Source organism: Aureimonas sp. AU12 (assembly GCF_001463705.1).
Taxonomy (GTDB): Bacteria; Pseudomonadota; Alphaproteobacteria; order Rhizobiales; family Rhizobiaceae; genus Aureimonas.
Window position 1 is genome coordinate 153,248 of record NZ_BBWH01000024.1, and the last position, 26,766, is coordinate 180,013.

The window sequence follows — 26,766 nt, forward strand, 5'->3', positions numbered from 1 at the left end:
ACGCGGATCGCAGCGATCGAGCCCGGCCCTGGAAGGGCGGGGCGTCGACCCGCTCACCGATCGTCAGGCCATGGCGTAGACGCGCAGACGATGGCCGTCGGGATCGAGCGCGACGAAGCTTCGGCCGAAATCGAGATCGGTCGGCGCCATCGCGATGGCGGCGTCCTTCCCCTGCCAGTCCGCATGCGTGGCATCGACGGCTTCGGGGCTTTCGACCTTGAAGCCGATTTCGCAGCCGCCCCCGGCGCTCGCCGGCGCCGGCTGCACGCCCGTCGTCTCCCACAGCCCCATGGGCAGACCGGATGGCAGGACGAACAGGACGAAGGTCGGGCTCGCCTCCACCGGTTCGAGCCCCAGCAGGCGGGCATAGAACCGGGCGCTGGTGGCGGTGTTCGTCACGTAGAGAAGGATGGTGTTGGAACCGGCCATCGGGGCCTCCTGTCGGTTGGTGGACAGGGCAGATCCTACGGCTCGGTGCTGCCAGTTTCCGGCAGCATCATGGCTCTCAACGTGACGGCTTCCGCAGGTCCCGCCACTCCTTCAGCAGCACCTGCCGACGCCGGGGATAGCGCGCGTCGAGAACATCCGCACGGGCGACGCGGTCGGTTCGAAAGGCGCGGAAATCCTGGCGAAGCTCGCACCATCCCACGAGTACCCGCACCTCGTCGAAGAAGGCGAGCGCGAAGGGCCAGACGATCCGCTCCGACGTTTGTCCGGCGCCGTCGCGATAGGACAGGGACAGTTTGCGTTCGATGCGGATCGCCTTGCGCAGCAGCGCGGGATCGACCGTGTCGGCCGGGATCGGTGCGCCGGGGCCGATGAGGAGGGACGAGGCGTCCAACGCGTCACGCAGCTCGGGCGGCAACACCGCGGCGATCCGCGCCAGGGCACTTTGGGCCGCATCGCGAAGGCGATCGTCCGCCCGCGACGCCACCCATCGGGAGCCGAGAACCAGCGCCTCGATCTCCTCGGGCGGAAACATCAGCGGCGGCAGCAGAAACCCCGGCTTCAGGACATAGCCGACGCCCGGCTCGCCCTCGATGGTCGCACCCTGTGCCTGAAGGGTGGCGATGTCCCTGTAGAGCGTGCGGATGCTGACGCCGAGATCGTTGGCCAGCACCTTCCCGCTCACCGGCCGCCGGTGGCGGCGCAGGATTTGGAGAAGGTCGAAGAGTCGTTCGGAACGCGACATACGAGCCTGCCTCACCCTGCCGACGACCGCCCGGCCGCGGCGTCGTCATCGGATCTGCGTTTAGGCCACGAGTTCAAGTGGCGGCAAGGTCGACGTGAGAGAGCAGGGGGCGGCGTTGAAGCCGAGGTCGCTGCGGACGGGCGCAAGGCTTTATGCCATCGAGCTGTATGGATTGCCCGATCGATCTGTTGGCCGACCGGTTTGTCTCGCAGGAGACCCGGTCGAAACAACCGACGGAACGAGACGCATCTTTCTCCGGCATCAGAGAATAATCATCGAGCGTCTGACCAATGGGGTCGGTCAAGCGGCCCTCGAATGCGCAAAGGTTGCTCCGACGGCTCTTCAGGTCATCGCCCACGCGACCATCCGCTCCCGTCCGCAAGTCCATCATCGGGGCCGATCCTTTTGGACGGTCAGTGCATCTTACGCAGTGATTGCCGCCCGTATCCGCTCCCGGGTCAGCGGCAGGTCGTAAAGCCGCTGGCCGATGGCGTTCGCGATGGCGTTGGCGAGAGCCGCGCCGCCGGGCCCCTGACTGCACTCGCCCGCTCCCAGAAACGGCGCGCCCGGGCGAGGAATGATCTCGACGTCGATGGCATCGGGGAGGGCATCGAAGCGAAGGATCGGATAGGTCGACCAGTCCACAGAGGTCACGCGCGTGCGGTCGAAGGTGACGGCCTCGTAGAGCGTCCAGCTCGCGGACTGTACGATGCCGCCCTGTACCTGGTTGGCGATCCCGTCGGGATTGACGATCTCGCCGGCATCGACGGCCGAGGACGCGCGTAGCATCTGGACGCGTCCCGTATCGGGCTCCACCCGAACCTCCATGGCCACCGCGCAGTAGGAGGCGAGGTTCTTGTACCGGGCGAACGCGAAGCCATAACCGTGGTTCGCAGGGGCTTTTCGTTCCGCCTGCCAGCCGAACATCGCCGCGGCGCGTTCGATCACCGCGCGCGCCCGCTCGTCTTCGCAGTGGCGAAGCCGGTACTCGACCGGATCGACGCCGGCCTTGGCGGCCAGCTCGTCCATGAAGGTCTCGATCGAGAAGACGTTCATGTAGGCTCCGAGGCCTCGCAGGGCCGAGACACGCAAAGGCATGTCGCGCAGGAAGTGCCAAGTCACGTCGCGATTCGGGAAGCTGTAGAGCGGGTTGGAGTTGCGGTCGCCGTTTCCTTCCGGCGTGATGCGCAGCTCCGGCGCCTTGGGCGTGAAGGGCCGATTGAGGTGCTGGGCGGGCAGGAGGGCGCCCGCGCCACCCGGTCGCAAGTTGTGCGTGCTGCTCCACACCTCGTAGTGCCAAACCACGATGTCGCCGGCCGCATTCGTGCCGGCCCGCACGCGCGTCACCATGCCCGGCGAGAAGGGTTCCCAGCCATGCTCCTGCTCGCGCATCCACTGCAGGCGCACCGGGCGGCCGGGCAGAGCCTGGGCGAGAAGCGCGGCATCCGCCGCCGCGTCGTCCGCGCCGTTATGGCCGTAGCAGCCCGAGCCTTCGACATGAATGCATCGCACCGCCTCGGGCCCGACGCGCAGCATGCCCGCGATCGCCTCCCGGTCGGGATAGACGCCCTGCGTATGGGTCCAGACGGTGGTCACGCCGTTCTCCAGAACGGCCACCGCACAGGACGGACCGATCGAGGCGTGGAGCTGGTAGGGGCGGGTATAGGTCGCCTCCGTCGTCTCGAGACCCGGCGTGCCGAGGATGCCGGTCCGCGCGACCGTGCCGTCCTCTGCGGGCAGCGACCGAATCCAGTCGGCAAGCCGTGCCTGGTCCGGCAGGGTCTCCTGCTCCTCCCACTGCGCGGCGGCGGCCAGCGTCCACATCGCCTTGATGGCCTGCCACTCGGTCTCCGCCAGCAGCCCGAGAAACGCGCCGTCGCGCACCACGGCGAGGACGCCCGGCATTCGCTCGGCGGGCGCGGTCTCGACGCTTTTCAATCGGGCGCCCGGACTTGGGGGACGCACGACGCGCCCGTGGACCATGCCCTCCGGTCGCATGTCCTGAACGTAGGACGCGCCGCCCGTCACCTTGCCGGGGATGTCGATGCGCCCGCGGGATCGGCCCATCTCGCGGAAGCTCTCGGTCGGCTTCAGGCGCGAGGCCGGCTGCGCCCGGCCGGTCAGGCTATCGCCCGCCACCAGCTCGCCGTAGGGCACCTGTCGTCCGTCCGGGGCGATCACCGCGCCGTTCTCGGCCCGCAGGCTGTCGAACGGGACAGCCCAGCGCGTCGCGGCCTCGTTGATCAGGATGTCGCGGACCTGCGCCGCGACGTTGCGGATCGCCGTGCCGCTGTCCTGAATCGAATGACTGCCGGCCGTGAAGCCCTCGTTCGGACTCTCGCCCGTATCCGGCCCCACCAGTTCGAGACGTTCGAACGGCATCTCCAGCTCCTCGGCCGCGATCTGGAGGAGGGCGGTCCTGATGCCCTGTCCGAGCTCGGCCTTGCCGGTGAAGACGGTGCCCCGGCCGTCGGCGCCGATGCGGATCCAGGATTCGAGGTCCGGGCTCGTCTTCAGGCTGCCGTCCAGCTCGGGCGCCGCCTCCTCGACGGCCTCGAAATTCTGCGCTTCGTTTCCGGGCGCGGTGACGCCCTGCGCGAAGGCACCGCGCAGGGTGAAGGTCATCACCAGCGAGCCCGTTCCCAGAAGCACGGCGCGGCGGGACAAGTTGGGGATTTGATCGCGGCGCATCAGCCCGTCCTCGTGCCGGACGTTTGCGTGGAGCCGCCGCGCATGCGATCGGCTGCGCGCCGGATCGCCGAGAGGATGCGCATATGCGTGCCGCAGCGGCACAGGTTCGGCTCCATGTAGGCGCGGATCGCCTCGTCGGAGACGTTGGGATCGCGCTGCAGGAGAGCCTGCGCGCGCATCATCATCCCGGGAATGCAGTAGCCGCACTGGGCGGCCTGCTCGGCGATGAAGGCCTCCTGCAGGGGGCCGGGGGCTTCGATCGTCCCCAGGCCCTCGATGGTGGTCACGCTCTTGTTCTCCAGCACCAAGAGCGGCGTCACGCAGGAGAGAACCGGCTCGCCGCCGACGATCACCGTGCAGGCGCCGCACTGGCCGAGGCCGCAACCGTACTTCGCGCCGTGGAGACCGAGCTCGTCCCGAAGGACGTAGAGCAGCGGCGTGTCGGGCTCGGACCGGATGTCGTGCCGCGTGCCGTTTACCGTGAGGCTCGTCATGGCATGTCCCTCTTCGAAGGGTTGGCAGGGGCATCGGAGCCGGTGTCGAGAGCCCACACACCCTTGACGCCGTCCTTGCGCGCTTCGGCGATCATCGCCGCCGGGTCGTCCCAGGGCGGCTGGTCGCTGAAGCTGCGGCGCATATAGGCGAGGAGATCGGCGATCTGGGCGTCGTCGAGCACGCCGGCATAGCCCGGCATCATCGGCCCGCGGGCCCCTTCGGGGGCAGGCAGCCCATGCAGGATGACGTGGATCGGGTTGAGCGGCGTCGGGCCGCTGATCGCCGTGGAATGGTCGAGCCGAAGCCCGCCATAGGGCAGGGGTCGACCGGCATCGTGGCAGGTCGAACAGGCCGCCGCATAGATCGCCGCGCCCCGATCGGCGGGGTCGTGCGGGCTCGGCACCGTCTGGCTGCCCGCCGAGGAGGCGAGGGCCCCCGGCGAATGGGCGGCATCGGCCGCCAGCAGCCGCTCGGCCCGCTGTCGCCGCTCGCTCGACGGTTCGCCCATCACCGAGGCGACATAGGTGGCGATGGCTCGCGACTCGGATTGCGGGATCGTGCCGAGATTGGCGTTCACAGGCGCCATCGGCCCGCGCGCGACGCCGTGGCGCTGCTCCCAGCCCGTGTGCAGGTAGCGGGTCAGGCTGTCGACGTCCCAGGGAATGGGGGCTGGAGATTGCGCATTGATGGCGTAGGCCGACCAGCCGTCCGCCTCCCCGCCGCTCCAGTGGGCGTCGCCCTTGCGCTCCGCACCGAGAATGTTGCGCGGCGTGTGACAGGCGCCGCAGTGCCCGAGTCCATCCGCAAGATAGGCGCCGCGGTTCCAGGCCTCGTCTTGGCCGGGAACAGGCTGGAACCGGCCCTCGCGAAGGAACAGCAATTTCCAGCCCGCCAGTGTCATGCGCATGTTCAGCGGAAACGGCAATGCGTTCGGCGGCGGCTCGTAGGGCACCGCCTCGCGCGTCATCAGGTAGGCGTAGAGCGCGCGGTTGTCGGCATCGGAGACGAGGGTGAAGTGATCGTAGGGGAAGGCGGGATAGAGATGCCGGCCTTCGCGGTCCACGCCCTCGCGCATCGAGCGCGTGAAGGCGGCCTCGCTCCATCGGCCCATGCCGGTCGCCTCGTCGGGACTGATGTTGGTGGAGTAGATGGTGCCGAACGGCGTCGGCATCGCGAGGCCGCCCGCGAAGGGCTTCCCGCCGGGCGCGGTATGGCAGACCACGCAGTTCCCCACCGCTGCCAGATCCGATCCCTGCTTGACCAGGGCGGGATCGAACGAGGAGGCCGCCGGGCGTTGGACGGGTGGCATCTCGCGTTCCCATGCCAGCGCCAGAAAGCCACCGCCTCCAACCAACACGAGAGCCAGAAGGCTGAAACCGGCAGTCCGGAATCTCATCGCTCAAACCAAATGGGCACGGGTTCAATCTGGAACGATTCTCGAAATCGTCAGGCTTGCGAATGACCTGTGCCGAGCCGGCGAATAGGCAAGTCGGACGCAACAGCGAGGGGCCGGGGCAAGCGTTGCAACACGCGATCTTGACCATGAGCGATCACGCGAAGCGGTTCGGCAGCCCTGCCCTGACCAGACGATCAAAGGGAGCGAAGCGGAGCCTCGAGGCGGTCGATCGCCTTTGTCCTCGTCAGAGATCCAACCGGGTCCACTGCAACGTCCGGAACAGGCTGAAGACGGGTGGTCAGTTCTTGAAAGAGACGCCCGATCATCGCCGCCGTTCCGCAAACGACGCATCTCACATGGAACCGGTCCGCATCGCTTCGTCCGAAGCGGACCTGCCCCTTCGGAAAGCGATCCGGGGGCCGATGCTTCGACACTTCGAGGTTCTAGCGTGTCGGAGACTCTTTCCGTGCTCTCAGGTTGCGGTCGCCAATGCAGGTCCGGAGGTCGGCGAACGCGTCTGCGGTGCGGGCATATGGGCGTAACGAATGATGAACCAAGCATCCATCGCCGGTCTTGACACCCATTGTCCTTCAAATCACTGATAGGGTGATTGCAATCGAGGCGGGCATGAGGACGGCGCATTTCGATCTGATGATGGACGAGACGGCACGTGCTGAAATCGACCGCACGTTCGCCGCCTACGGGCGGATGAAGGACGTTTTGGATCGTGCCGGCGTGACACGCCGGACGGACACGTTCCAGCTCCAGCGCGTTGCCTACGACGAGATCCGCCACGCGACCGGACTTCCCGCTCGTCTCGTAACCAATGGCATCCGCGAATATGCGTCCGGCAGCTGGTCGAAGAACAGGCTGCCGCTCGACGAGAAGCTGATGTCGTTCAAAGGGGTCGACCACGTCTCGATCTCGACCCTTGCCGGCCGCGTCGTCGTCGGCTGCCTTCTGTCGAACTATCGGCAGGACGAGGCAAAGGTCACGCTCTCGCATCTCGTTCGATCCGAGGGCCGCTACGCCCTCGACGTCCCCCTCTCGCGCGACATGCAAGACACGGAGATCGAAGCCATGCAGGTCGAGGCGCTTTCCGCCCGCGTCTCTCGCCTGGCGGCCGGCCTTGCTACGCTCGTGGTCGAGAGCCTTGAGGGCGAGGCGCCCGAGACCGTCGCCGAGCAGGCCATCGGCGAGATCGACCGGGGCGTCGCCGAGATCCGCGCCTCGCTGTCGAATGCGACCGCCGAGCGTAAGCGCTACGAGATGGAGCGCCAGCGGCTGCATGCCGGGTCCACGACCCTTGAGACGGATGCGCGCAGAGCCCTCCAGGGCGGGCGTGAGGATCTTGCCAGGGTGCAAGTCGGGCGACTGGAAGACATCGAGGCGCAGATCGGCTCGCTGGATCGGCTGATCGGCGGGGTCGATGGGCGGATCGAGGAGGCCGAACTCGCGATCCGCGCCGCCGAGGCTGCGCGCCGCGACGCGGCGGAACAAGTGCGCATCGCGCGGCAGGCGCAGCACGAGGCCGAGCGCGCCGACCCGGTCATGATCGCGCGCCCGAAGCCGGTCGCAGCCGACCGCGTCGCCGCCGCGCTCGGTGTCGTGGAGGGGATGACGGACCTGCCCGCCGGCGCCTCGCGCAGCAAGGCCCTGGGCAAGCTCGAGGATTTCGGACGCGCACGTCGCATCGAGGACCGGCTTGCCACGATGCGCAGCGAGCTCGGAGGCGGGGATTGACCATGGTCGCGAGCTTTGCCACCGGTTCTCCACTCTATCTATACCCGCTGGTGGCAGGCCTGCTCGTCGGCCTTCTCCAAATCGCGCTCTTCTTCGTCGGGCACCTGCCGGTTTCGGACGCGATCGAGCACGCTTTCGAGGGCACGCCGCTCAGCGACGCGTTCGACTGGCTGAACCTGGGCCGCGTCCCGTTCGCGATCCTCCTGATGCTGCTTCTCGTCACGTTCGGCGCGATCGGGATCATCCTGTCGGGCTTGGTGCCCATGCTTCCGGCCTGGAGCCTTGCCATCGTCGCGGCGCCCGGCGCCGTTCTGTCGACCAAGGCGATCGGCAACGCGATCGCCCGCGTGATTCCCCGCGACGAAACCTATGCCGTGACGGCAGACGAGTTCGTGGGCCTGGAAGGTACGGTCACGCTCGGACCGCTCGACGACGGGCTGGCTGGCAGCGTCACCGTACGTGACCGGCACGGCGAGGTTCATACGCTTCGCGCCCGTCCCGCAGATCGCGGCACGACGATTGCGCGAGGGGAGCGCATCGTGGTGGTCACGCGCGACGAGACGCACAAGGGCCGCGTCTTCCTCGTCATACCCTTCCCGGTCTGACACCGCATCCGCAGCATTCGTTTCACAGGGTTCCAATGGGCGAGAACATGAACGGCATCATCGAATTCGCGATATGGGCAGGAATCGTGCTCGTCGTGGTCCTGGCCATCGGCTTTACCATCTCGCGGCTCTACCGCCGGGCCGAGCGCGACGAGGCGTTCGTGCGTACGGGCGTCGGCGGTCGAAAGGTGGTCAAGGATGGGGGCGCCCTTGTGCTCCCGATCCTTCATGCCCTGGCACGGGTCAAGCTCAACACGGTGAAGCTCGCCGTGGACCGCCGCCGCGAGGACGCTCTGATCACCAAGGACCGCATGCGGGTCGATATCCGCGCCGAATTCTATGTGCGCGTCGACGGAAGCGACGAGGGCATCGCGCTGGCCGCGCAGACGCTCGGCGACCGCGTGAACGAGCCTGCCGCGATCCAGGACCTCGTGGAGGCCAAGCTCGTCGACGCTCTGCGCTCGGTCGCTGCCCTGAATACGCTGGACGAACTGCACGAGAGCCGGGCCGGTTTCGTGAAGGCGGTGCAGGACGCGGTCGAGACGGACCTGCGCTCCAACGGCCTGGAACTCGAAACCGTCAGTCTCACCGGCCTCGACCAGACGGCGAAGGAGTATTTCAACGAGACCAACGCGTTCGATGCGGTGGGTCTCGCTCGCCTGACCGAGATCACCGAGGCGCGGCGCAAGCAGCGCAACGAGATCACCCGCCAGACCGAGGTGGCGATCGCCGAGCAGGATCTCGAAGCCTCGCAGAAGCGTTTTGCGCTGCGCCGTCAGGAGGAGGAGGCACGCCTCAACCAGGAGCGCGATGTCGCGAACAAGGAGGCCGAGACGCGCGCCGAGCGGGCCAGGGCCGAGGAGACCGCCAAGCAGGCCGAGCAGGAGGCGGCGATCGACCGCGAGCGACTGATCGCCGAGCGCACGGCGGTGGCCAACAAGACCAAGGAAGAGGCCCGTATCATCTCGGAGCGACAGGTCGAGATCGCGCGTCAGGACAAGGCGGTGGCGATCGCGATGAAGAGCGAGGAAACCTCCCGCGCCGAGGCGCAGGCGCGCGACGCCGAGGCGCTCGCCGTGGCCGCTGCCGAAAAGGTCCAGACCGCGCGGGACCGCGAGATCGCCGACCGTGCGCGCACGATCGCCGTGATCCGGGCGCAGGAGCAGGCCGAGGCCGAGGCCGTGTCGGTCACGGTCGGCGCGGATGCCGAGCGCAAGGCCGCCGAAGATCGCGCCGAGGCCATCCTGACCGCCGCCCGCGCCGAGGCGGACGCGACCAAGATCCGTGCCGAGGCCATCCAGGCGGAGGGCGAGGCGGAGGCCGCCGCGATCCGGGCCAAGAACGAGGCCAACGCGATGATCCCGCCCGCCTTCGTGGAGTTCGAGCTGATGCAGGCGCGCATCCGCATGCTGCCGGAGGCGCTGAAGGCTCTGATGGAGCCGACAAGCCGTATCGAGAGCATCCGGGTCGTGGACACCGCCGGCTTCTCGGCCGGCCGCGGTCACGGTGGCGGCGAACGAGCATCGGGCCCCGGAAACCTCGCCGACCAGCTTCTCCAGTTCTCCGGCAACAAGCCGCTGGTCGACGCGATTCTGGCCGAAGCCGGTTACGCACACGGCAACGGCTCGCTCAAGGATCTGATCGCTCCTCCCGCCGCAGCGGGCTCCGGACATCCGAAGCCCGGGAACGGGGCCGCTTAGGCGCGGCGGGAACGCGGCTTGGATAGACCCTCATCAAGTCGCGCATACGCGTTCGTCGATTGCGCGGCTTCGTTATGCCGAAGTGGACCGTCCGCTTGGGCACCGAGGCCAGCCGTTGGCGTGAAAGCGGCCTTGCACTTGCAACAAAAGTCAGGTCGGGACGGTCGTTGCGTGAGGCTGGTTGTCGTCACCGCCTCGCACGGGCCGCTTGCGCGGCTGCGGCGATCTGCGCGAAGCGTCGCTGTTCGCGAGCGTCGAAGGCAAGCTGGACCTGCTCGTGGAGCGTTGCGGCCCGGCGAAGGCGTTGGAGTGCGATCGCTTCGAGACGGGCGCAGGACGGCTGGGGCGGGATGGCGAGAAACGAGCCTTCGATAGCGCGGGCGAAGGCTTCGGCGATCTTGACATGGGCTTCCTCGTGAGCCCGCGCATAGGCGGAAAACCCGCTCCAGAGACGGCGCAGCTCCGCGTCACGGCTGGAAGTCGCCTCGCGCCATTGTGGCAGGGTGATCGCGGCAGACACTCTGAACGTCACTCGGCGGAAGCGACAAAGGCCGCCGCTGACGCTCGGCTCGAGGTCCACGGACCGGATGTCGATCCCGGCCGTCGCGATCGCCTTGCCGCCCCTGGGACCCTTGCGACGGATCTCGCGATCCAGCTCTTGGGAGGTGGAGCCGGAGACGTCGTAGTATCGCGTCGAGACCTGTGACGTCGTCGTGCAACCGCTGACCAAAAGCACGAGACCGAGCAGTGGCACGAGTGCATTCGAGGGAGGTAACCACCCCTCGACCTCACGTGAGACCGCGCAGGCCGCTCGAAGAGGTTTCGCCACACTCGGGAACCGTTTCATGCTGATCAGGATCCTGCTCGAAACAACGATGGGTCGGGTCAGGATGAAGGAAACGGGGCCGAGTTCAATCGGTGCAGAGATGCGACGTTAGAACTTCGTTAACGCTTGGCTGTGGCAGAACGGGTTCCGGATGCGGACGAAATGATCGCTACAAGACCGTCGATCGCTGACGATCGTGCCGGTCTGTTGCAGGGAGCGGACCGGAGCGCGACGGCCGGTGCCAGGCGACTTGCGACTGCATTCAGGCGAGGGCCCTGAGCCACATGCAAGGATGCCCGCACGCAGACAAACGATCGCCCAAGCTTACTTCACGATACGTGTATCGTCGCGAGTTGCTCCCAAGCATGTCATGTGGCGTCGTCATGCCCTCAATCTCGCAAGCATGCTCGCCGCCGCTTTTTTGTCGGGATGAACCGACAGCCGCGATTGCCCCGATGCGTTCGACATGGCTGACGGCATGGCGCCGTGGCGGTGCAACCGTACCGCCGGTGGTGCGATCCCAGGTCTCCGGGTCGGCCGATCCTGATCGGACAAATCGGTGCGCGGGCTTGGTGGCCTCCACCTGATTTCGACGACGACCGTTGGCTTGGCTTCGATGGTTCCGCTTTAGCGTCGGCCCGATGTCCGGTCGGCCAGAAGGCCCGTCGCCATCGCGCGGAAGGCTTCGATCGCTTTCGGCAGCACGGCGCGCGGCTCGTCGCTGGCGGCCACCCAGAGAGCGGCGTTGAGGGCCGCGCCGCTGAGGAGGCGGGCCGCGGCCTCGACGTCGACGGGCTTCATGACCCCCTCGGCGACGAGTTCGACAACCGCCTGCCGCGTCAGTTCAAGGCAGGCGTTCTGGCTCGGCCACGTCGAGGGATCTCCGAGGAAGGCCGGACCGTCGAGCAGCACAATCCGTCGAACCTGCGGGTCCAGTGCCATCGCGATATAGGCCGACCCCTCCGCCAGCAGCGCGTCCCAGCCGTTCGACGCCGCCTCGGAGGCTTTGCGGGCCTGCGCGGCCATTTCGCCGTCGAGTTCGGCCACGACCGCCGCGAGCAGTCCCGTCTTGTCGCCGAAGTTGTGGTAGAGCGCACCGCGCGTCAATCCGACATCGGCGGTCAGTTCGTCCATGGACGCAGCCGCGAAGCCCTTCGTCGCGAAGGCGTGGCGCGCTGCCCGGACGAGCTTGGCGCGGTTTTCTTCCATCGTCTCGAGGCGGCGGCTTGGACGCACGGGGATCTTCCATTCGAATGCAGATACGCACGTCAATTGACATACGAAGCGTATATGAAGTACGTCACATACGCTCAGTATATCAAGCTCGCCCGTGCCGTTAAAGCGCCGGCTGTCGCTTCGTAAAAGACGTCGCTCGCCCAACCCTCTTGATGGAAAATCGTATCATGACGAAGCCCGAACCCGTTTTCCCCGCCGACCGCCACGCCCTCTACGAACAGCACGGCTACTCGGCCGCCATCCGGTCCGGCGATCTTCTGTTCGTCTCCGGTCAGGTCGGAAGCCGCGCCGACGGCTCGGCCGAGCCGGATTTCGCGGCACAGGTGCGCCGGGCCTTCGCGAACCTCGAGGCGGTCCTCAAGGCTGCCGGCTGCACCTTCGCGGACATCGTGGACGTCACCACCTTCCACACCGATCCGGAAACCCAGTTCCCGACGATCATGGAGGTGAAGAGCGAAGCCTTCCCGACAGCGCCCTATCCGAACTGGACGGCCCTCGGCGTCAACTGGCTCGCCGGTTTCGACTTCGAGATCAAGGTGATTGCCCGCATTCCGCCGTCCTGATCCAACGCCCTGCAACGACTTCGTCGGCGCCGAAGCGCCGACGGCAGGTCCCAGAGACGAGGAACGCGCATGCACGTCCTGATCGTGACCGCTCATCCCGATCCCCGATCCTACACCCATGCGGCAGTCGCCCGTCTCGTCGCCGGGCAGGAGACGAACCCCGGCGCCACGCACGAGGTTGCCGATCTCGCGGCCGAGGGCTTCGATCCGCGGTTCACCGCCACCGACAACGAACAGTTCCATGGGCGGGCTGACGACGCGGACGGCATCGTGGCGGAACAGCGTCGCATCGACCGGGCCGACATGCTGGTGCTGGTGTTCCCGGTCTACTGGTGGTCCATGCCGGCTGTCATGAAAGGCTGGATCGACCGCGTCTTTACGTCCGGCTGGGCTTACATCGACGATCCAAGACGGGAACGACCCGATTGCTGGGCCGGCTGAAGGGGCAGGTCGTGGCGATCGGCGGTGCCGATCGCGGCACCTACGGGCGTCGAGGCTATCTCGACGCTCTGAACGCGCAGATCATCCAAGGCGTCTTCGGCTATTGCGGCATTGGGTCGGCAGGCCTGGACCTTCTCCTGCCGCTCGATGCAGCCAGCGAAGCAGACGGCCTGCAACGCGCTTTCCGGATCGGGCAACGCCTGTCGGGTGGACCATCCTGATCGACCACGCCCGCCGCCGGTATGGTCAGGACGCACAGCGTCGGACGGTCTTGGTTGGGCGCAAAGGCCTTCCCGGTTTTCGCGGCGAGACCGACGTCTCGATCTGTACCCTGATCCCCGAGGTCGCTTCTCGTGGCGCCTGCTCGGATCGCTTTCGACCGCGACTGCGGCCATCAACGAACGGCGAGGGAGCTTTCCGATGGCGCAAAACGAAAGTCTACAAGATCCATGTTCTATGGTTCAATCGTCTTCGCACCGGGCGTCCTCGAGATGGGTATGCCTCGCGTAGTGGGGGTTCGGCGCATAGTTTTGCGCCAGTTTCGTCCGCCAGGAGCCCACTGCATGTTCAAGCCCAACCGTTTCGCCGCCCTTGCTGCCCTGGCGCTGACATCCCTTGTCGGACTGTCGCCGGCGATGGCGGATGCGACGCTCGATCGTATTCAGGGACGCGGCAAGCTGACGGTCGGCGTCATCCTGTCGGGTGCGCCCTTCGGCTACATAGATCCGGCCACGCAGGCGCAGAAGGGGCTCAACGTCGACATCGCCAAGGCCCTGGCGGAGAAGCTCGGCGTCGAGCTGGAGACGGTGACCGTCACGCCGCCCAACCGCGTGCAGTTCCTTCAGCAGGGCAAGGTCGACGTGCTGATCGCCAACATGCAGTACACCGAGGAGCGCGCGAAGATCCTCGACCACGTCCCGACACCTTATGATCGCTCGGGCGGCGCGGCCGTGACCCGGAAGGATAGCGGGATCAAGGACTGGGCGGACCTCAAGGGCAAGCCGGTCTGTATCTCGCAAGGTTCGAACTACGCTCAGCCGCTGGCCGAGACCTACGGCGCCGAGATCAAGGGCCTGCCGAGCCAGCCCGACTCGCTTCTGGCGCTGAAGGGCGGCAATTGCGTCGCCGCCGTCCATGTCGGCGCGACCGTCGGGCTGCTGCTGGTGGACCGGGCGGACGAGTGGAAGGATTTCGCCATCACGATCCCGACCGAACTCATCCCGTCCGATTCCGTGATCTGGCTGCGCAAGGGCGAGGTCGATACGTCCGCTGCGCTCGACAAGGCGCTGAAGGAACTGTTTGCCTCCGGCAAGATCCTTGAGTTCGCCAAGGCGAACCGGATGATCAACACGACCTATATCGAGGGCGAGCAGAAGAAGTTCGCTGTCGCACAGTGAGCTTCTCATGACAGACGGAGACCTCATGCAGGACCCGTTTCTCCAGCGCTTCATCGAGTGGGCGGGGCTCGTCGGGCTGAATTTCGACTTTCTGACCAGCCGGTTCGAAGTCGACATGTGGCTTCAGGGCATGGTGACGACGCTGACGCTCGTCGCCATCACGCTGCCGGTCAGCCTCGTGTTCGGGCTGCTCTTCGCCGCCGCCCTGACGTCGGGCCGGCCTTGGCTGGCCGGGCCCGTGCGCGCCTATGTCGAGCTCACCCGCAACACGCCGACGCTGGTGCAGCTCGTCTTCGCCTTCCTGGTCATCAACATGCTGATCTCGCAAGGTCTCGGCGGCGCTGAGAACAACCCGTTCACATCCTTCTTCTGGGTGGTCGCGGTCACCGGCCTCCATGTCGCCGCCTTCCATGCCGAGGCGCTGCGCGGCGGCATCGAGGCGGTGCCGGCCACCACCACGGAAGCGGCGCGCGGTGTCGGCTTCTCGCGCTTCCAGGTGCTGCGCTTTGTCGAGCTGCCGCTCGCCATCCGCAGCGCGCTGCCCGCCATCACGAACAATCTCGTCAACCTCGTGAAGCTGACCACCGTCGGCTACGCCATATCGGTCAACGAGATCACTTATGCCTCGCTCATGATCTGGACGCAGCGCGACAACGTCGTCGAACTGATGATCGTCCTCCTCCTGTTCTTCAGCGCCATCAATCTGGCGATCGCTCGCATCGGCCTTCTGATCGAGCGCCGTCTAGCCGTTCCCGGGTATGGTCGATGACGCTCGCCGCATCCAACACGAGCACGAGGCTACTCGGCGCTCCATCGATCCCGACCGTCATCTTCGCCGGCATTCTGGCGCTCGTTCTGGTCTGGCTCGCCCTGAACCCCGCACTTGCCGGCTTGCTCGTCACATGGCTGCCCTATCTCGGGCAGGGTTTTGCGATGAACGTCCTGATCGCCGTGTGCGCCATGGGGCTCGGTACGCTCGCCGGAGTCCTTCTGGGCGCCATGGAACTCTCGTCGTTCGCGCCCGTGCGGCTTCTCGCGGTGTCCTACGTGCAGGTCTTCCGCAACGCGCCGCATCTCGTCCTGATCTTCGCGACCACCTACATCTTTCCCTTCGAGATCGTCGTCTTCGGCACCTACATCCCGTTTCCGGACTGGCTGAAGGCCGTGGTCGGTCTGGCCATTCCCGCCAGCGCCCATATCGCCGAGATCACGCGCGGTGCCATCCAGTCCATCGCGACGACGCAATGGGAGGCGTCCAAGGGCGTCGGCTTCTCGTATAGTCAGACCCTGCGCTGGATCATCCTGCCGCAATGCGTCCGGCGCTCGCTGCCGGCCTGGATGAACCTTTGCGCCTCGATCACCATGGGCACGGCGCTGGCCTCGCTCGTCGGCGTGCACGAACTCCTTCATTCGGCCAATGACGCCAGCACCGCCGTGCGGCGCACCGACTTCACGATCCTGGTCTACCTCACCGTGCTGATGGGGTTCTTCGCGTTCTGCTATCCCATCTCGCGTTTCACGCAGCGGCTCGAACGGCGCTTCGCCGACCGATGACCGGAGAGGCCCCTTTCCTCATGTCTCCTTCTCCTTCCGAGCGGCCGATCCTCGTCGACATCGCGGACCTGCGCCTGTCCTTCGGCGCCAACGAGGTGCTGAAGGGCATCGATCTCACCGTGGCGCGCGGCGAGGCGGTGTCGATCATCGGCCCTTCGGGCTCGGGCAAGTCCACCATCCTGCGCTGCATCAACGCCCTGCTAGTGCCGAGCTCGGGCCGCATCACCGTCAACGGCGTGCGGGTCGACGCGCTGCGCACCGAGGCCGAGCGGATCGAGCTTCGCAAGCGCATCGGCATCGTCTTCCAGCAGTTCAACCTGTTCCCGCATCTCTCGGTGCTCGACAACATCACCATCGCCCCGATCCGCATCCTGAACGTGCCGAAGGCGGAGGCCGAGCGCCACGCAAAAGAACTCCTCGACCGGGTGCGCCTGTCGGACAAGGTCGCCGCCTATCCCGGCCAGTTGTCGGGCGGGCAGCAGCAGCGCGTCGCCATCGCGCGCGCGCTCGCCATGCGCCCCGACCTCGTCCTGTTCGACGAGGTCACCTCGGCGCTCGATCCAGAAACGGTCGGCGAGGTCCTCTCTGTGATCCGCAGCCTCGTCAGGGACGGGATGACGAGCATTCTCGTGACGCATGAAATGCGCTTTGCCGAGGAGATCAGCGACAAGGTCCTCTTCACCGAGAACGGCCGGATCGTGGAGGAAGGCTCGCCCGCCGCCATCTTCCACCGGTCGCAAAACCCGCGCATCCGCCAATTCGTGCGGGGCCTCGGCGGGGAGCGCGACGATCTGGGCCATGGCGGGGGCATCTGATCGCGATGACGCAGACCTCGCTCACCCGCCGGCTCGCCGAGCACATCCTGGCCTCCGACCCGGCGAGCGATCCGGCCGCGATCGCCGTCGCGCGCAAGGCGGTGCTCGACGTCCTCGCCTGCGCGCTCGGCGGCGCGAGCGATCGCTCCCTGGCCATCCTTCTCCAGACCTTCGCGCCCGAGGCCGGGGGCCAAGCCGTGCTGATCGGGCAGGGGCGCCGCGCCGATCCCTTCACGGCGGCACTGGCGAACGGCCATGCCGGGCACGTGCTCGACTATGACGATGTCCATGCCAGCGTGCGCGGCCATCCGACCACGGTGATCCTGCCGGCGCTTCTGGCGCTCGCGGCAACGCGGGGTCTGCGCGCCGATGCGCTTCTTTCCTCCTACGTGGTCGGGCTGGAGACGATGGCGCGGCTCGGCCTTGCCCTCGGCACCCGCCATTACGAGACCGGTTTCCACGCCACCGCGACGCTCGGCCCGGTCGGCGCCGCGGCGGCCGTCGCCCATTGTCTACGCTTCTCGCCCGACCAGACCGCGACCGCGCTGGGGCTCGCCGCGACGCAGTCGGCGGGCCTGCGCCTGCAGTTCGGGTTCGACGCCAAGCCGCTTCATGCCGGCCTGGCCGCCCGCGCCGGCCTGTCCGCCGCCCTTCTGGCCGAAAACGGCTTCTCCGGCGCGCCGGATTTCCTCGACAGCCCGATCGGCTTTCTCCAGGCCTTCGCCTTCGGCGCGGAGGCGCCCGAGCGGCTCCTCGCCGGATGGCGCGCGCCCTGGCAGATCGTTGCGCCCGGCCTGACCCTCAAGGCCTTTCCCTGTTGCACCGCCGCCCATCCCGTGGCCGTCGGCGCGCTCGCGCTACGCGCCGAGGCGGGTCTGACCCCGGACGCGGTGGAGCACGTCGTGCTGACATTCCCGCCGGGCGGCGATGCCGCGCTCGTCGTGTCCGATCCCGTCACCGGCATCGACGCCCGCTTCAGCCCCGAATACATCTTCGCCGCCGCGCTCGCCGATGGGGCGCTCGCCATCGGCCATTTCGACGAGCGGCCCGTGCGGCCCGATCTGAAACGCCTCGCGCAGCGCGTGTCGCGTCGCCACGACGAGACGGCGCCACGCCTGTCGCCCGATCCCACGACGCGTTTCGTCGGGTTCGACGTGACGTTGACGGCTGGCGGCACGCTGGCTCGCCGCGTCGAGGGCTTGCCGGGGCTGTCCGACGCCGTGGACAAGTTTCGCGACGCGACGAACGGATCGGCACGATTTGCCGCCGTGCCCGCTCTCGTTCACGCCATGGCGGACGAGAGCGACCTCGCCCAGCTTCTCCATCTTCTCGGCCAGCCCATCGTGGCCTGACCGGCCCAAACCCGGACAAGACGATCATGACCTCCCAGCGACAGATCCATCTCGGCCTCTTCCTGCAGGGTGCGGGGCACCATGTCTCCGGCTGGCGCCATCCCGACGCCGAATCGGGCAGCGAGAATTTCGACCTGCTGCGCCGGCTGGTGCAGACGGCCGAGGCGGCCAAGTTCGATCTCGCCTTCCTGGCGGACGGCCTGACCAGCAGCGTCGACGCGCATCCCTCGATGATCGCCCGCTTCGAGCCGCTGACGCTTCTTTCGGCGCTGGCCATGGTGACGGAGCGGATCGGCCTGGCGGCGACATCGTCCACCACCTATGGCGAGCCGTACCACACGGCCCGGGCCTTCGCCTCGATCGACCACCTGAGCCAGGGGCGCGCCGCCTGGAACATCGTCACCACGTCCTATGATCGCACCGCGAAGAACTTCTCGAAAGCCCATCCCCAGCACGACGACCGCTATGCCATCGCCGAGGAGTTCGTCGACGTGGTGCGCGGCCTCTGGGACAGCTGGGACGACGACGCCTTTCCCAAGGACAAGGAGCGCGGGCTCTATGCCGATCCGGCCAAGGTCCATGTTCTCGACCATGAGGGCCGCTATTTTTCGGTGAAGGGGCCGCTGAACATTCCCCGCTCGCCGCAGGGCCATCCGATCCTGATCCAGGCGGGCTCGTCGGGACCGGGCCAGGATCTCGCCGCCCGCACCGCCGACATCGTCTTCACCGCGCAGCAGAGCCTGGAGGAAGCCCAGGTCTTCTATCGCAGCCTCAAGAGCCGTGTCGCAGGCTTCGGTCGCGATCCCGCCACTGTGGCCGTGATGCCGGGCTTCATGCCGGTGATCGGCCGCACGCTCGCCGAGGCCAGCGAGAAACTGGTCGAACTCGACCGCTGGACCGACATCGCCAAGGCCATGCCGCTTCTGGAGGAGCGAATCGGCCATTCGCTCGGCGCCTACGATCTCGACGGCTCGCTGCCGGACCTACCGCTGTCCGACCAGCTGCGCAGCCGCGCCGAGTTGCTCACCGAGCTCGCCCGCCGCGAGAAGCTGACGATCCGCCAGCTGGCTTTGCGCGTCGCCGCCGGGCGGGGCCATCACATCGTCGCGGGAACGCCCGTCGACATTGCCGACCGGATGCAGCTCTGGTTCGAGAACGGCGCGGCCGACGGCTACAACGTCATGCCGCCCTTCTTCCCCGTCGGCCTGGACGAGTTCGTCGCCGAGGTCGTGCCGCTGCTTCAGGAGCGCGGCCTCTTCCGCCGGGACTACGAGGGCCCGATGCTGCGCGACCATCTCGGCCTGCGCCGCCCCGCACCCCCGGCCTGATCCGACGATCGGCGGGATCGATCGGCTCGCCGCCGCGTCCGAAGGTCTGCCGCACGGAGCTGGCAGCTCGATCCGGCGGTGGACGGGATGGCGGCCACGGGGCGCCGATCGGCCACCGTGTCCGGGGCCGGGCATGTGTTGGCCCCAGCCTCGGAGCCTTGGAGCCTCGCGGACCGCGCGGCGTCGTGTAGCGAAGGCGTCCCGGGCGAGCGGTTGGCCTGATCAGCGCCGTCGTCGCTCGACCTTTCGACTTCGCACGTCGTCCAGTCATATGATGACAGGAGCGCTGCGCGGGCTTAAACAGGGCTCCTGCCATCTCATTCCAGGAGCATCCCTTGGCCCGCATATCGAAGGCTCATCATTCGCGGCCTCTCCGAGAGGTCGTCGCCGAGGCCCTGCGCCGGCAGATCGAGGAGGGGGACTATGCGCCGGGCGATCAGCTGCCGACCGAACCCGCGCTCGTCGCGCGCTTCGGCCACAGCCGCACCGTCGTCCGCGAGGCTCTGGCCGCACTCAGGGCCGATGGTCTCGTGGATTCGCGCCACGGCGTCGGCGTCTTCGTGCTGGGGCCGAAGCAGCCCCACGCCGAACTCGAACTCTTCCGGCAGGCGACCGAAAAGATCTCCGACATCATCGAGGAGCTCGAGCTCCGGGTCGGCGTCGAGGTTGAGGCGGCCGGGCTGGCGGCCTTGCGCAGCTCACCCGCGCAGGAGGCGGAGATCCTGTCGCTGGTCGATCAGTTCCGCGACCTCGTGGAGCATGGGCAATCGACCGACGAGGCCGATTTCGCCTTCCACCTGGCGGTCGCCGCCGCCACGAACAACACGCGCTTTCGCGGGTTCCTAGAGCATGTCGGACGGCGGATCATCCCGCGCGTGAAGTTCCGAACGGCCATGGGGGGCGTCGACCCGCTCCCCAACCGCGATGCCATCCTCCTGAAGGAGCACGAGGAAGTCGCCGACGCGATCTCGGCGCGCGATCCCGACCTCGCGCGCGATGCCATGCGGAGGCACCTGCAGGGGGGCATCAAGCGCTATCGGGCGCTGATGCGCACGCGCCCCGCCGACGGAACGGGTTGACGCACGTCGTCAGGTCATATTATGTCGTGGCACGCCAATCATAATATGTGTGTGGGATGACTCCAGAACAAGTAAAGCACGCGTTGTCCGCAGGGCTTCTGTCCTTCCCGGTCACGCATTTCGATGACGATGGACGGCTGAACCTCGAAAGCTACCAGCGGCACGTTGGCTGGTTGTCCGGCTATGACGCGACGGTGCTATTCGCCGCCGGCGGAACCGGCGAATTCTTCTCGCTGACCCCGGAGGAGATCGGCGACGTCACGCGCGCCGCGAAAGAGGCGGCGGGCCGCGTCCCGATCGTCACCGGCTGCGGCTACGGCACCGAGCTGGCCAAGGACATCGCTCGCCGCGCAGAGGCGGCTGAGGCCGATGGCCTCCTGCTTCTGCCGCATTATCTCATCGGCGCCTCGCAGGACGGGCTCTTCGCCCATATCAAGGCGGTCTGCGATGCGACCGGCCTCGGCGTCGTCGTCTACAATCGCGCCAACTCCGTCGTCACCGCCGATACTCTGGCGCGTCTCGCAGATGCCTGCCCCAATCTCATCGGCTTCAAGGATGGAACCGGGCAGATCGCGCTCGTGCGCGAGGTCTCGGTGAAGCTCGGCGATCGCTTATGCTACATCGGCGGCATGCCGACGCACGAGCTCTATGCGGAAGCCTTCAACGCCGCCAAGGTCACGACCTACTCGTCGGCGGTCTTCAACTTCGTGCCCGACCTCGCGCTGCGCTTCTACAAGGCGTTGCGGGCCGGGGAGACGAGCGTGATGGAGCAGATCCTCCGGGACTTCTTCTATCCCTTCGCCGAGATCCGCGACCGCAAGCCCGGCTACGCCGTCTCGATCATCAAGGCGGGCGCGGCGGCGGTCGGACAGACGCCGGGCCCGGTTCGCCCGCCCTTGACCGATCTCGATGCGCAGGAGCGCCGGATGCTCGCCGACCTGATCGAGCGCAACACCTGATCGCTGCGGGTCGAGCGAGGTCCGGACGGGCAGGGAGGCCCGTTCGACCCGCATCCCGCGACGCCTCGAGCGACACGATTCATTTGGGAGGATGATCATGACCCGATATCGCCTGCGATCGATTCCGATCGCCATCATCGCCGGATCGCTCAGCCTGCCGGCCCTCGCGCAGGCACCGAGCGGCGAGATCACGATCGTCCTGCCGGAACAGCCGAGCAATCTCGAACCCTGCGGCTCGATCCTCACCGATGTCGGCCAGGTGCTGAGCCAGAACATCACGGAAACGCTGACGGTGGTCGACCCCGCCGACGGCTCGGTCGACCCGAAGCTGGCGACGCAATGGGAGCAGACGGATCCGCTCACCTGGCGCTTCAAGCTGCGCGAAGGCGTGACCTTTCAGGACGGCAAGCCCTTCGATGCCGAGGCCGTGCGCTTCTCCCTCGACCGGATGACGAGCAAGGCCTTCACCTGCAACAACCTCGCCAAGTTCGGCTCGGATACGATCACCGTGACGCCGGTGGACGCCACCACCGTCGACATCAAGTCCACCCAGCCGCAGCCGATCCTGCCGACGCTGATCAGCGTCGCGATGATCGTGTCGCCGGCAACGCCCGCGGACAAGGCGACCAATGCACCCGTCGGGACCGGCCCCTACGCATTGGCGGAAGCGACGCCCGAGCGGATCGTCCTGCAGCGCCACGACGGCTACTGGGGCGCCGCGCCCGAGGTGACGAAGGCGACCTACGTCTGGCGCGGCGAGTCCTCGCTGCGCGTCGCGATGATCCAGACCGGCGAGGCGGACCTGACGCCGACCATCGCGCTCCAGGACGCGACCGATCCCGCCCGCGACTTCTCCTACCTGAACTCCGAGACGACGTCCGTGCGCATCGACATGGACTATCCCCCGCTCGACGACGCGCGCGTTCGCAAGGCGTTGAACATGGCGATCGACTGGGAGGGGCTTGCCGGGCTGTTCGGCGACGATGCGCTGCGCGCCTCGCAAATGGTGGTTCCCGGCATCAACGGCCACGACAAGGACCTGAAGCCCTGGGCCTTCGACCCCGAGGGCGCCCGCGCGCTTCTGGCGGAGGCCAAGGCTGCCGGCGTGCCGGTGGAGACGCAGATCAACCTCGTCGGTCGCAACGGCATCTATCCCAACGGCACTGAGGCGATGGAAGCGATGATGGCCATGTGGCTGGACGCCGGCTTCACCATGAAGCTGACCATGCTCGATGTCGCCGACTGGACGCGCTACCTCCAGAAGCCGTTCCCGGCCGATCGCGGTCCGACGCTCCTGCAGGTGCAGCACGACAACAACAAGGGCGACGCGGCCTTCACCGTGCCGCTCCTCTACCGCTCCTCGGGGAGCTACGCGACGCTGTCCGATCCCGCGCTCGACGGGGAGATCGACGCCGCCCTGGCCGCCACGGGGGAGCAGCGCACCGAGGGGTTCCAGGCTCTGTTCGACAAGGTCCATGACGGGCTCGCGGCCGATATCCCGATGTTCCACATGGTCGGCTACACGGCGGTCGGCCCGCGCATCGACTGGCGCCCGAGCCTGGCCACCAACAGCGAGATTCCGCTGTCGCAGATCCGCTTCAAGTAGCGACGCCGGATGAAGGGTCGCGGGGCGCAAGCCCTTCGGCCCTTCATCCGCCTCGCCAGACGATGGCTCATCCATGTTCGGCTTCATCGGCAAGCGCGCTCTCAACAGCGCGGTCTCGATCTTCTGCCTCCTCGTTCTCGTCTTCGCGTTGACGCGCCTGACGGGCGACCCCGCGGCCCTGTTCCTGCCGCTGGATTCCAGCCTCGAGGCGCGTCAGGAGTTCAACCGGCTCAACGGCTTCGACCAGCCGGTCATCGTGCAGTTCGGCGCCTACATTGCCGACCTCGCGCGGCTCGATTTCGGCATGTCGCTCCGCCAGAACCGGCCGGCGATGGAGGTGGCGCTGGAGGCGTTCCCGCGCACGCTCCAACTGGCGGCGATCGCCATGGGGATCTCGCTCCTCGCCGCGCTTCTCGTGGGCGCGCTGGCCGCCGCCAACCCCGGCGGTTGGTTCGACCGGCTGTCCGCCTTCGTGTCGCTGGCCGGCGCGAGCGCCCCGGACTTCTGGATCGCCATCGTCGGCGTCCTCGTCTTTTCGGTCGGCCTCGGCTGGCTCCCGACGTCGGGAACGGGCGGTCCGCTCTACTGGATCATGCCGATCGTCGTCCTCACGCTGCGACCCTTCGGCCTTCTGGTGCAGGTCGTGCGCGGCACGATGATCGGCGTCCTCTCCCAGCCGCACGTGAAGACGGCCAAGGCCAAGGGCGTTTCGTCGCGCTCCATCCTGCTGCGCCATGGCCTTCGCAACTCCATGCTGCCCGTCGTCACCGTCGCGGGAGATCTGGCGGCGAGCCTCGTCAACGGCGCCGTGGTGGTCGAGACCATCTTCGGCTGGCCGGGCATCGGCAAGCTGATGATCGATTCCATCGTCCAGCGCGATTTTGCCGTCGTGCAGAGCACGATCCTCGTGACGGCCTGCGCGATCTTCCTCCTGAACATCATGATCGACCTTATCTATGCCGCACTCGATCCCCGCATCCGGTACTGAGGCGATGAGCGACATCGCCGCCGCTCTGGAACCTGAGGCCGCCCACACCGCCGGCTGGAGAGCTGCGGCGCGCTGGCTGTGGCGCGACAAGCTCGCCTTCGCCTCGGTCGTCTTCCTCGCCCTCCTAGCGCTGACGGCGATCTTCGCGCCCATGCTGATCGGCGATGCCGCGACGAAGCTCGGCCTGCGCCAGCGCAACCTGCCGCCCTTCACGCTCGACGGCGGCTGGCTCTACGTACTGGGTGCCGATACGCTCGGACGCTCGCTCCTGGCGCGGCTCCTCGTCGGCGCGCGCAACACGCTCGGCATCGCCGCCGCAGCCGTCGTCGTCTCGATGCTTCTCGGCGGCCTCCTCGGGCTCGTCGCCGGGTATTCCCGGCGCTGGTACTCGCACGCGATCCTGCGCGTCGCGGACGTCATCATGAGCTTTCCATCGCTGCTGCTGGCGCTCATCGTCCTCTATCTCCTCGGCCCCAGCGTCACGAACCTCATCGTCGTCCTCGCGATCACGCGCATCCCGATCTATCTGCGCACCACCCGCGCCGAAGTGCTGGAGCTGCGCGAGCGCATGTTCGTCCAGGCCGCGCGCTCGATGGGCGCGAGCCATGCGCGCATCCTGCTGCGCCACATCGCGCCGCTGACCATCCCGACCCTCGTGACGATCGCGGCCATCGACTTCGCCTCGGTCATCCTCGCCGAATCCGCCCTGAGCTTCCTCGGCCTCGGCATCCAGCCGCCCGCCTTCACCTGGGGCGCGATGGTCGCGACGGGGCGCGGCTATCTGCAGACCGCCTGGTGGGTCGCCTTCTGGCCGGGCCTGTTCATCATGATGACGACGCTCGCGCTCAACATCGTGGCGAGCTTCGCGCGCACCGCGTCCGACCCGCAGCAGCGCTGGCGTCTCCAGTCCCTTCGCAAGGCCGCCCGATGAACCCGATCGAACCGCCCGTTCTCGAGATCCGCGACCTCACCGTCGATTTCCTGTCGGAAGGGCATCCGGTGCGCGCGGTGGACGGGATCGGCTTTTCCGTGCGTCGCGGCGAGACGCTCTGCATCCTCGGCGAAAGCGGCTCGGGCAAGAGCGTCAGCGCCTCGACCGTCCTCGACATCCTCGACCGCCCGCCCGCCGACATCGTCTCGGGCACGGTCCTCCTCGACGGCCGGGATCTCGCGACCCTGAAGGACACCGAGCGCCGGGCGCTGAACGGCGCCAAGGTCGCGATGATCTTCCAGGATCCGCTCGTCCACCTCAATCCCGTCTACACGGTCGGCTGGCAGATCGCCGAGGTCTTTAGGGCCCACGACATCTGCGACGCCGGAGAGGCGCGGACCCGCACGATCGAGCTCCTGCGCCGCGTCGGGATTCCCGAGCCGGAAGCCCGTGTCGATCGCTATCCCCACGAGTTCTCCGGCGGCCAGCGCCAGCGCATCATGATCGCCATGGCGATCGCGCTGGAACCCGTTCTCCTCATCGCCGACGAGCCGACCACGGCGCTCGACGTCAGCGTTCAGGCCCAGATCCTTGATCTCCTGCGCGATCTTCAGCGCGAGTTCGGCATGGCGCTCGTCCTCATCACGCACGACCTCGAAGTCGCGAGCGCCATGGCGGACCGCGTGATCGTCATGCGGCGGGGGCGGATCGTGGAGGAGGGGGCGGCTCGCGACATCTTCACCGACCCCAAGGACGCCTACACCCGCCAGCTGATGAACGCGCTGCCGGCCAGCGGCACGCCGCGGCGCCGAGCGCCCGGCGACGCCCCGCGCGAGCCGCTGCTGGAGGTTCGCGACCTCACCAAGACCTACCACCTGACGCGGGGTTTCCTGAAGGCCGCGACGACAACGAAAGCCGTCGACGGCGTGTCCTTCACCCTGCGGCGCGGCGAGACGCTCGGCATCGTCGGCGAAAGCGGCTCGGGCAAATCCAGCATCGCGCGCATGCTCCTTCGGCTGAACGAGCCGAGTTCGGGCAAGGCCCTGTTTCGCGGGCAGGACATCTTCGCCATGGACGAGCCGGCCCTCCTCAAGCTGCGCCGCAAGGTGCAGATGGTCTTCCAGGATCCCTACGGCTCGATGAACCCGCGCATGAGCGTCCATGCGATCGTCTCCGAGCCCTGGCGCATCCATCGCGACATCCTGCCGAAGGCCGCCTGGAACGATCGCGTGTGCGAGCTTCTCGACCTCGTCGGCCTCAAGCCCGAATGGGCGACGCGTTATCCCCACCAGTTCTCGGGCGGGCAGCGCCAGCGGATCGCCATCGCGCGGGCGCTCGCCAGCGATCCCGAGATGATCGTCTGCGACGAGGCCGTCTCGGCGCTGGACGTGTCGGTCCAGGCGCAGGTGATCGACCTCCTCGCCGACCTGCGGGACCGGCTCGCACTCTCCTACATCTTCATCACCCACGACCTGCCCGTCGTGCGCAACTTCGCCGACCGCATCCTCGTGATGCAGAACGGCAAGGTCGTCGAGGACAACGATACGGCCGACCTCTTCGCCGCACCCAAGGCGGCCTACACACAAGCCCTGCTCGCCGCGACGCCGCATCCGAAGTGGGCGGTTTGAGGATCTTGCGGGTGAAGTCCCATCGGGATCGATGGATGCAGCGAAGGCCGAAAGCCGGCAGGCAGCTTCGGGCGAGAACGCGGCATCGTCGCCCTTCCGAAGACGACGCGAAATCGACTTCGCGCATATGGCTAACAGGCCGGAAAACCGACCTCCGCTGACCCGCGCGCCGGGGTCGATAAAGCGCCCTGTTGCCTCGGTTCTGTCGCAACTTGCCTGATCTGCAGACTTGATCCTCGTT

At 67.4% G+C, this 26,766-nt stretch carries 25 protein-coding genes; 18 read left to right on the forward strand and 7 right to left on the reverse strand.

Annotation, left to right across the window (positions count from 1 at the left end):
* Positions 1–63: 63 nt before the first annotated feature.
* The 5 genes from AUL33_RS09950 to AUL33_RS09970 all read right to left on the reverse strand — a co-directional run bounded on the left by AUL33_RS09950 (position 64) and on the right by AUL33_RS09970 (position 5,687).
* On the reverse strand, positions 64–429 hold the full coding sequence (locus tag AUL33_RS09950; RefSeq protein WP_062207125.1) for a VOC family protein: 366 nt from the start codon (positions 427–429) through the stop codon (positions 64–66).
* 76 nt (positions 430–505) lie between these two features.
* Positions 506–1,192 (reverse strand): YafY family protein, encoded by a 687-nt coding sequence (locus tag AUL33_RS09955; RefSeq protein ID WP_062207127.1) that lies wholly within the window; start codon positions 1,190–1,192, stop codon positions 506–508.
* Between the two features lie 423 nt (positions 1,193–1,615).
* A complete protein-coding gene (locus AUL33_RS09960) occupies positions 1,616–3,883 on the reverse strand; it encodes a molybdopterin cofactor-binding domain-containing protein (RefSeq protein WP_062207129.1) in 2,268 nt (755 codons plus the stop codon).
* Complete coding sequence (locus AUL33_RS09965; RefSeq protein ID WP_062207131.1) at positions 3,883–4,377, reverse strand: (2Fe-2S)-binding protein; 495 nt, start codon at positions 4,375–4,377, stop codon at positions 3,883–3,885. Before AUL33_RS09965 ends, AUL33_RS09960 begins: the two co-directional genes overlap by 1 nt.
* Positions 4,374–5,687 carry a cytochrome c gene (locus tag AUL33_RS09970; RefSeq protein WP_062207133.1) on the reverse strand — a complete coding sequence of 438 codons (1,314 nt, stop codon included), beginning with the start codon at positions 5,685–5,687 and terminating at the stop codon, positions 4,374–4,376. Before AUL33_RS09970 ends, AUL33_RS09965 begins: the two co-directional genes overlap by 4 nt.
* A 714-nt stretch (positions 5,688–6,401) precedes the next feature.
* Here AUL33_RS09970 and AUL33_RS09975 point away from each other — a divergent pair.
* From AUL33_RS09975 to AUL33_RS09985, 3 genes are read left to right on the forward strand one after another with little or no spacing between them, the layout of a single operon-like run.
* The gene (locus tag AUL33_RS09975; RefSeq protein WP_062207135.1) at positions 6,402–7,517 is read left to right on the forward strand and encodes a PspA/IM30 family protein; all 1,116 of its coding nucleotides are present in this window, start codon (positions 6,402–6,404) and stop codon (positions 7,515–7,517) included.
* Positions 7,518–7,519: 2 nt separating this feature from the next.
* The gene (locus AUL33_RS09980; protein ID WP_062207137.1) at positions 7,520–8,122 is read left to right on the forward strand and encodes an OB-fold-containig protein; all 603 of its coding nucleotides are present in this window, start codon (positions 7,520–7,522) and stop codon (positions 8,120–8,122) included.
* Between the two features lie 47 nt (positions 8,123–8,169).
* Positions 8,170–9,822 carry a flotillin family protein gene (locus AUL33_RS09985; RefSeq protein ID WP_062207242.1) on the forward strand — a complete coding sequence of 551 codons (1,653 nt, stop codon included), beginning with the start codon at positions 8,170–8,172 and terminating at the stop codon, positions 9,820–9,822.
* A 187-nt stretch (positions 9,823–10,009) separates the two neighbouring features.
* Here the strand turns inward: AUL33_RS09985 and AUL33_RS09990 are convergent, their stop codons facing one another.
* The gene (locus AUL33_RS09990) at positions 10,010–10,669 is read right to left on the reverse strand and encodes a DUF922 domain-containing protein (RefSeq protein ID WP_082652484.1); all 660 of its coding nucleotides are present in this window, start codon (positions 10,667–10,669) and stop codon (positions 10,010–10,012) included.
* A 606-nt stretch (positions 10,670–11,275) separates the two neighbouring features.
* A complete protein-coding gene (locus tag AUL33_RS09995; RefSeq protein ID WP_062207141.1) occupies positions 11,276–11,857 on the reverse strand; it encodes a TetR/AcrR family transcriptional regulator in 582 nt (193 codons plus the stop codon).
* Between the two features lie 194 nt (positions 11,858–12,051).
* Here AUL33_RS09995 and AUL33_RS10000 point away from each other — a divergent pair, with 194 nt between their 5' ends.
* The 15 genes from AUL33_RS10000 (at position 12,052) to AUL33_RS10065 (ending at position 26,525) form a co-directional block, all read left to right on the forward strand.
* On the forward strand, positions 12,052–12,447 hold the full coding sequence (locus AUL33_RS10000) for a RidA family protein (RefSeq protein WP_062207143.1): 396 nt from the start codon (positions 12,052–12,054) through the stop codon (positions 12,445–12,447).
* 69 nt (positions 12,448–12,516) lie between these two features.
* Entirely contained in the window at positions 12,517–12,888 is a 372-nt protein-coding gene (locus tag AUL33_RS22135) for an NAD(P)H-dependent oxidoreductase (RefSeq protein WP_156419349.1), read from the forward strand.
* On the forward strand, positions 12,873–13,109 hold the full coding sequence (locus tag AUL33_RS22140; RefSeq protein WP_156419350.1) for a hypothetical protein: 237 nt from the start codon (positions 12,873–12,875) through the stop codon (positions 13,107–13,109). The genes AUL33_RS22135 and AUL33_RS22140 overlap by 16 nt, the downstream gene beginning before the upstream one ends.
* A 414-nt stretch (positions 13,110–13,523) precedes the next feature.
* The gene (locus AUL33_RS10010; RefSeq protein WP_244492104.1) at positions 13,524–14,285 is read left to right on the forward strand and encodes a transporter substrate-binding domain-containing protein; all 762 of its coding nucleotides are present in this window, start codon (positions 13,524–13,526) and stop codon (positions 14,283–14,285) included.
* Between the two features lie 25 nt (positions 14,286–14,310).
* Positions 14,311–15,054, forward strand: a complete 744-nt coding sequence (locus AUL33_RS10015) for an amino acid ABC transporter permease (RefSeq protein WP_062207147.1) — start codon at positions 14,311–14,313, stop codon at positions 15,052–15,054.
* Positions 15,051–15,839 carry an amino acid ABC transporter permease gene (locus AUL33_RS10020; RefSeq protein WP_062207149.1) on the forward strand — a complete coding sequence of 263 codons (789 nt, stop codon included), beginning with the start codon at positions 15,051–15,053 and terminating at the stop codon, positions 15,837–15,839. Before AUL33_RS10015 ends, AUL33_RS10020 begins: the two co-directional genes overlap by 4 nt.
* Before the next feature lie 20 nt (positions 15,840–15,859).
* On the forward strand, positions 15,860–16,654 hold the full coding sequence (locus AUL33_RS10025) for an amino acid ABC transporter ATP-binding protein (RefSeq protein ID WP_062207151.1): 795 nt from the start codon (positions 15,860–15,862) through the stop codon (positions 16,652–16,654).
* Between the two features lie 5 nt (positions 16,655–16,659).
* Positions 16,660–18,006 (forward strand): MmgE/PrpD family protein, encoded by a 1,347-nt coding sequence (locus tag AUL33_RS10030; RefSeq protein WP_062207153.1) that lies wholly within the window; start codon positions 16,660–16,662, stop codon positions 18,004–18,006.
* A 26-nt stretch (positions 18,007–18,032) separates the two neighbouring features.
* Positions 18,033–19,334, forward strand: a complete 1,302-nt coding sequence (locus tag AUL33_RS10035) for an LLM class flavin-dependent oxidoreductase (protein ID WP_062207155.1) — start codon at positions 18,033–18,035, stop codon at positions 19,332–19,334.
* 335 nt (positions 19,335–19,669) lie between these two features.
* Complete coding sequence (locus AUL33_RS10040; RefSeq protein WP_062207157.1) at positions 19,670–20,413, forward strand: FadR/GntR family transcriptional regulator; 744 nt, start codon at positions 19,670–19,672, stop codon at positions 20,411–20,413.
* Positions 20,414–20,469: 56 nt separating this feature from the next.
* Entirely contained in the window at positions 20,470–21,372 is a 903-nt protein-coding gene (kdgD, locus tag AUL33_RS10045) for a 5-dehydro-4-deoxyglucarate dehydratase (protein WP_062207159.1), read from the forward strand.
* A gap of 97 nt (positions 21,373–21,469) precedes the next feature.
* A complete protein-coding gene (locus tag AUL33_RS10050; protein ID WP_082652495.1) occupies positions 21,470–22,978 on the forward strand; it encodes an ABC transporter substrate-binding protein in 1,509 nt (502 codons plus the stop codon).
* 73 nt (positions 22,979–23,051) lie between these two features.
* Positions 23,052–23,966: an ABC transporter permease gene (locus tag AUL33_RS10055; protein ID WP_062207161.1), complete on the forward strand. Its 915-nt coding sequence runs from the start codon at positions 23,052–23,054 to the stop codon at positions 23,964–23,966.
* Between the two features lie 4 nt (positions 23,967–23,970).
* Positions 23,971–24,897, forward strand: coding sequence for an ABC transporter permease (locus AUL33_RS10060; RefSeq protein ID WP_062207163.1), 927 nt, complete (start codon positions 23,971–23,973; stop codon positions 24,895–24,897).
* Complete coding sequence (locus AUL33_RS10065) at positions 24,894–26,525, forward strand: ABC transporter ATP-binding protein (protein WP_062207165.1); 1,632 nt, start codon at positions 24,894–24,896, stop codon at positions 26,523–26,525. Before AUL33_RS10060 ends, AUL33_RS10065 begins: the two co-directional genes overlap by 4 nt.
* The last annotated feature ends 241 nt before the right edge of the window (positions 26,526–26,766 follow it).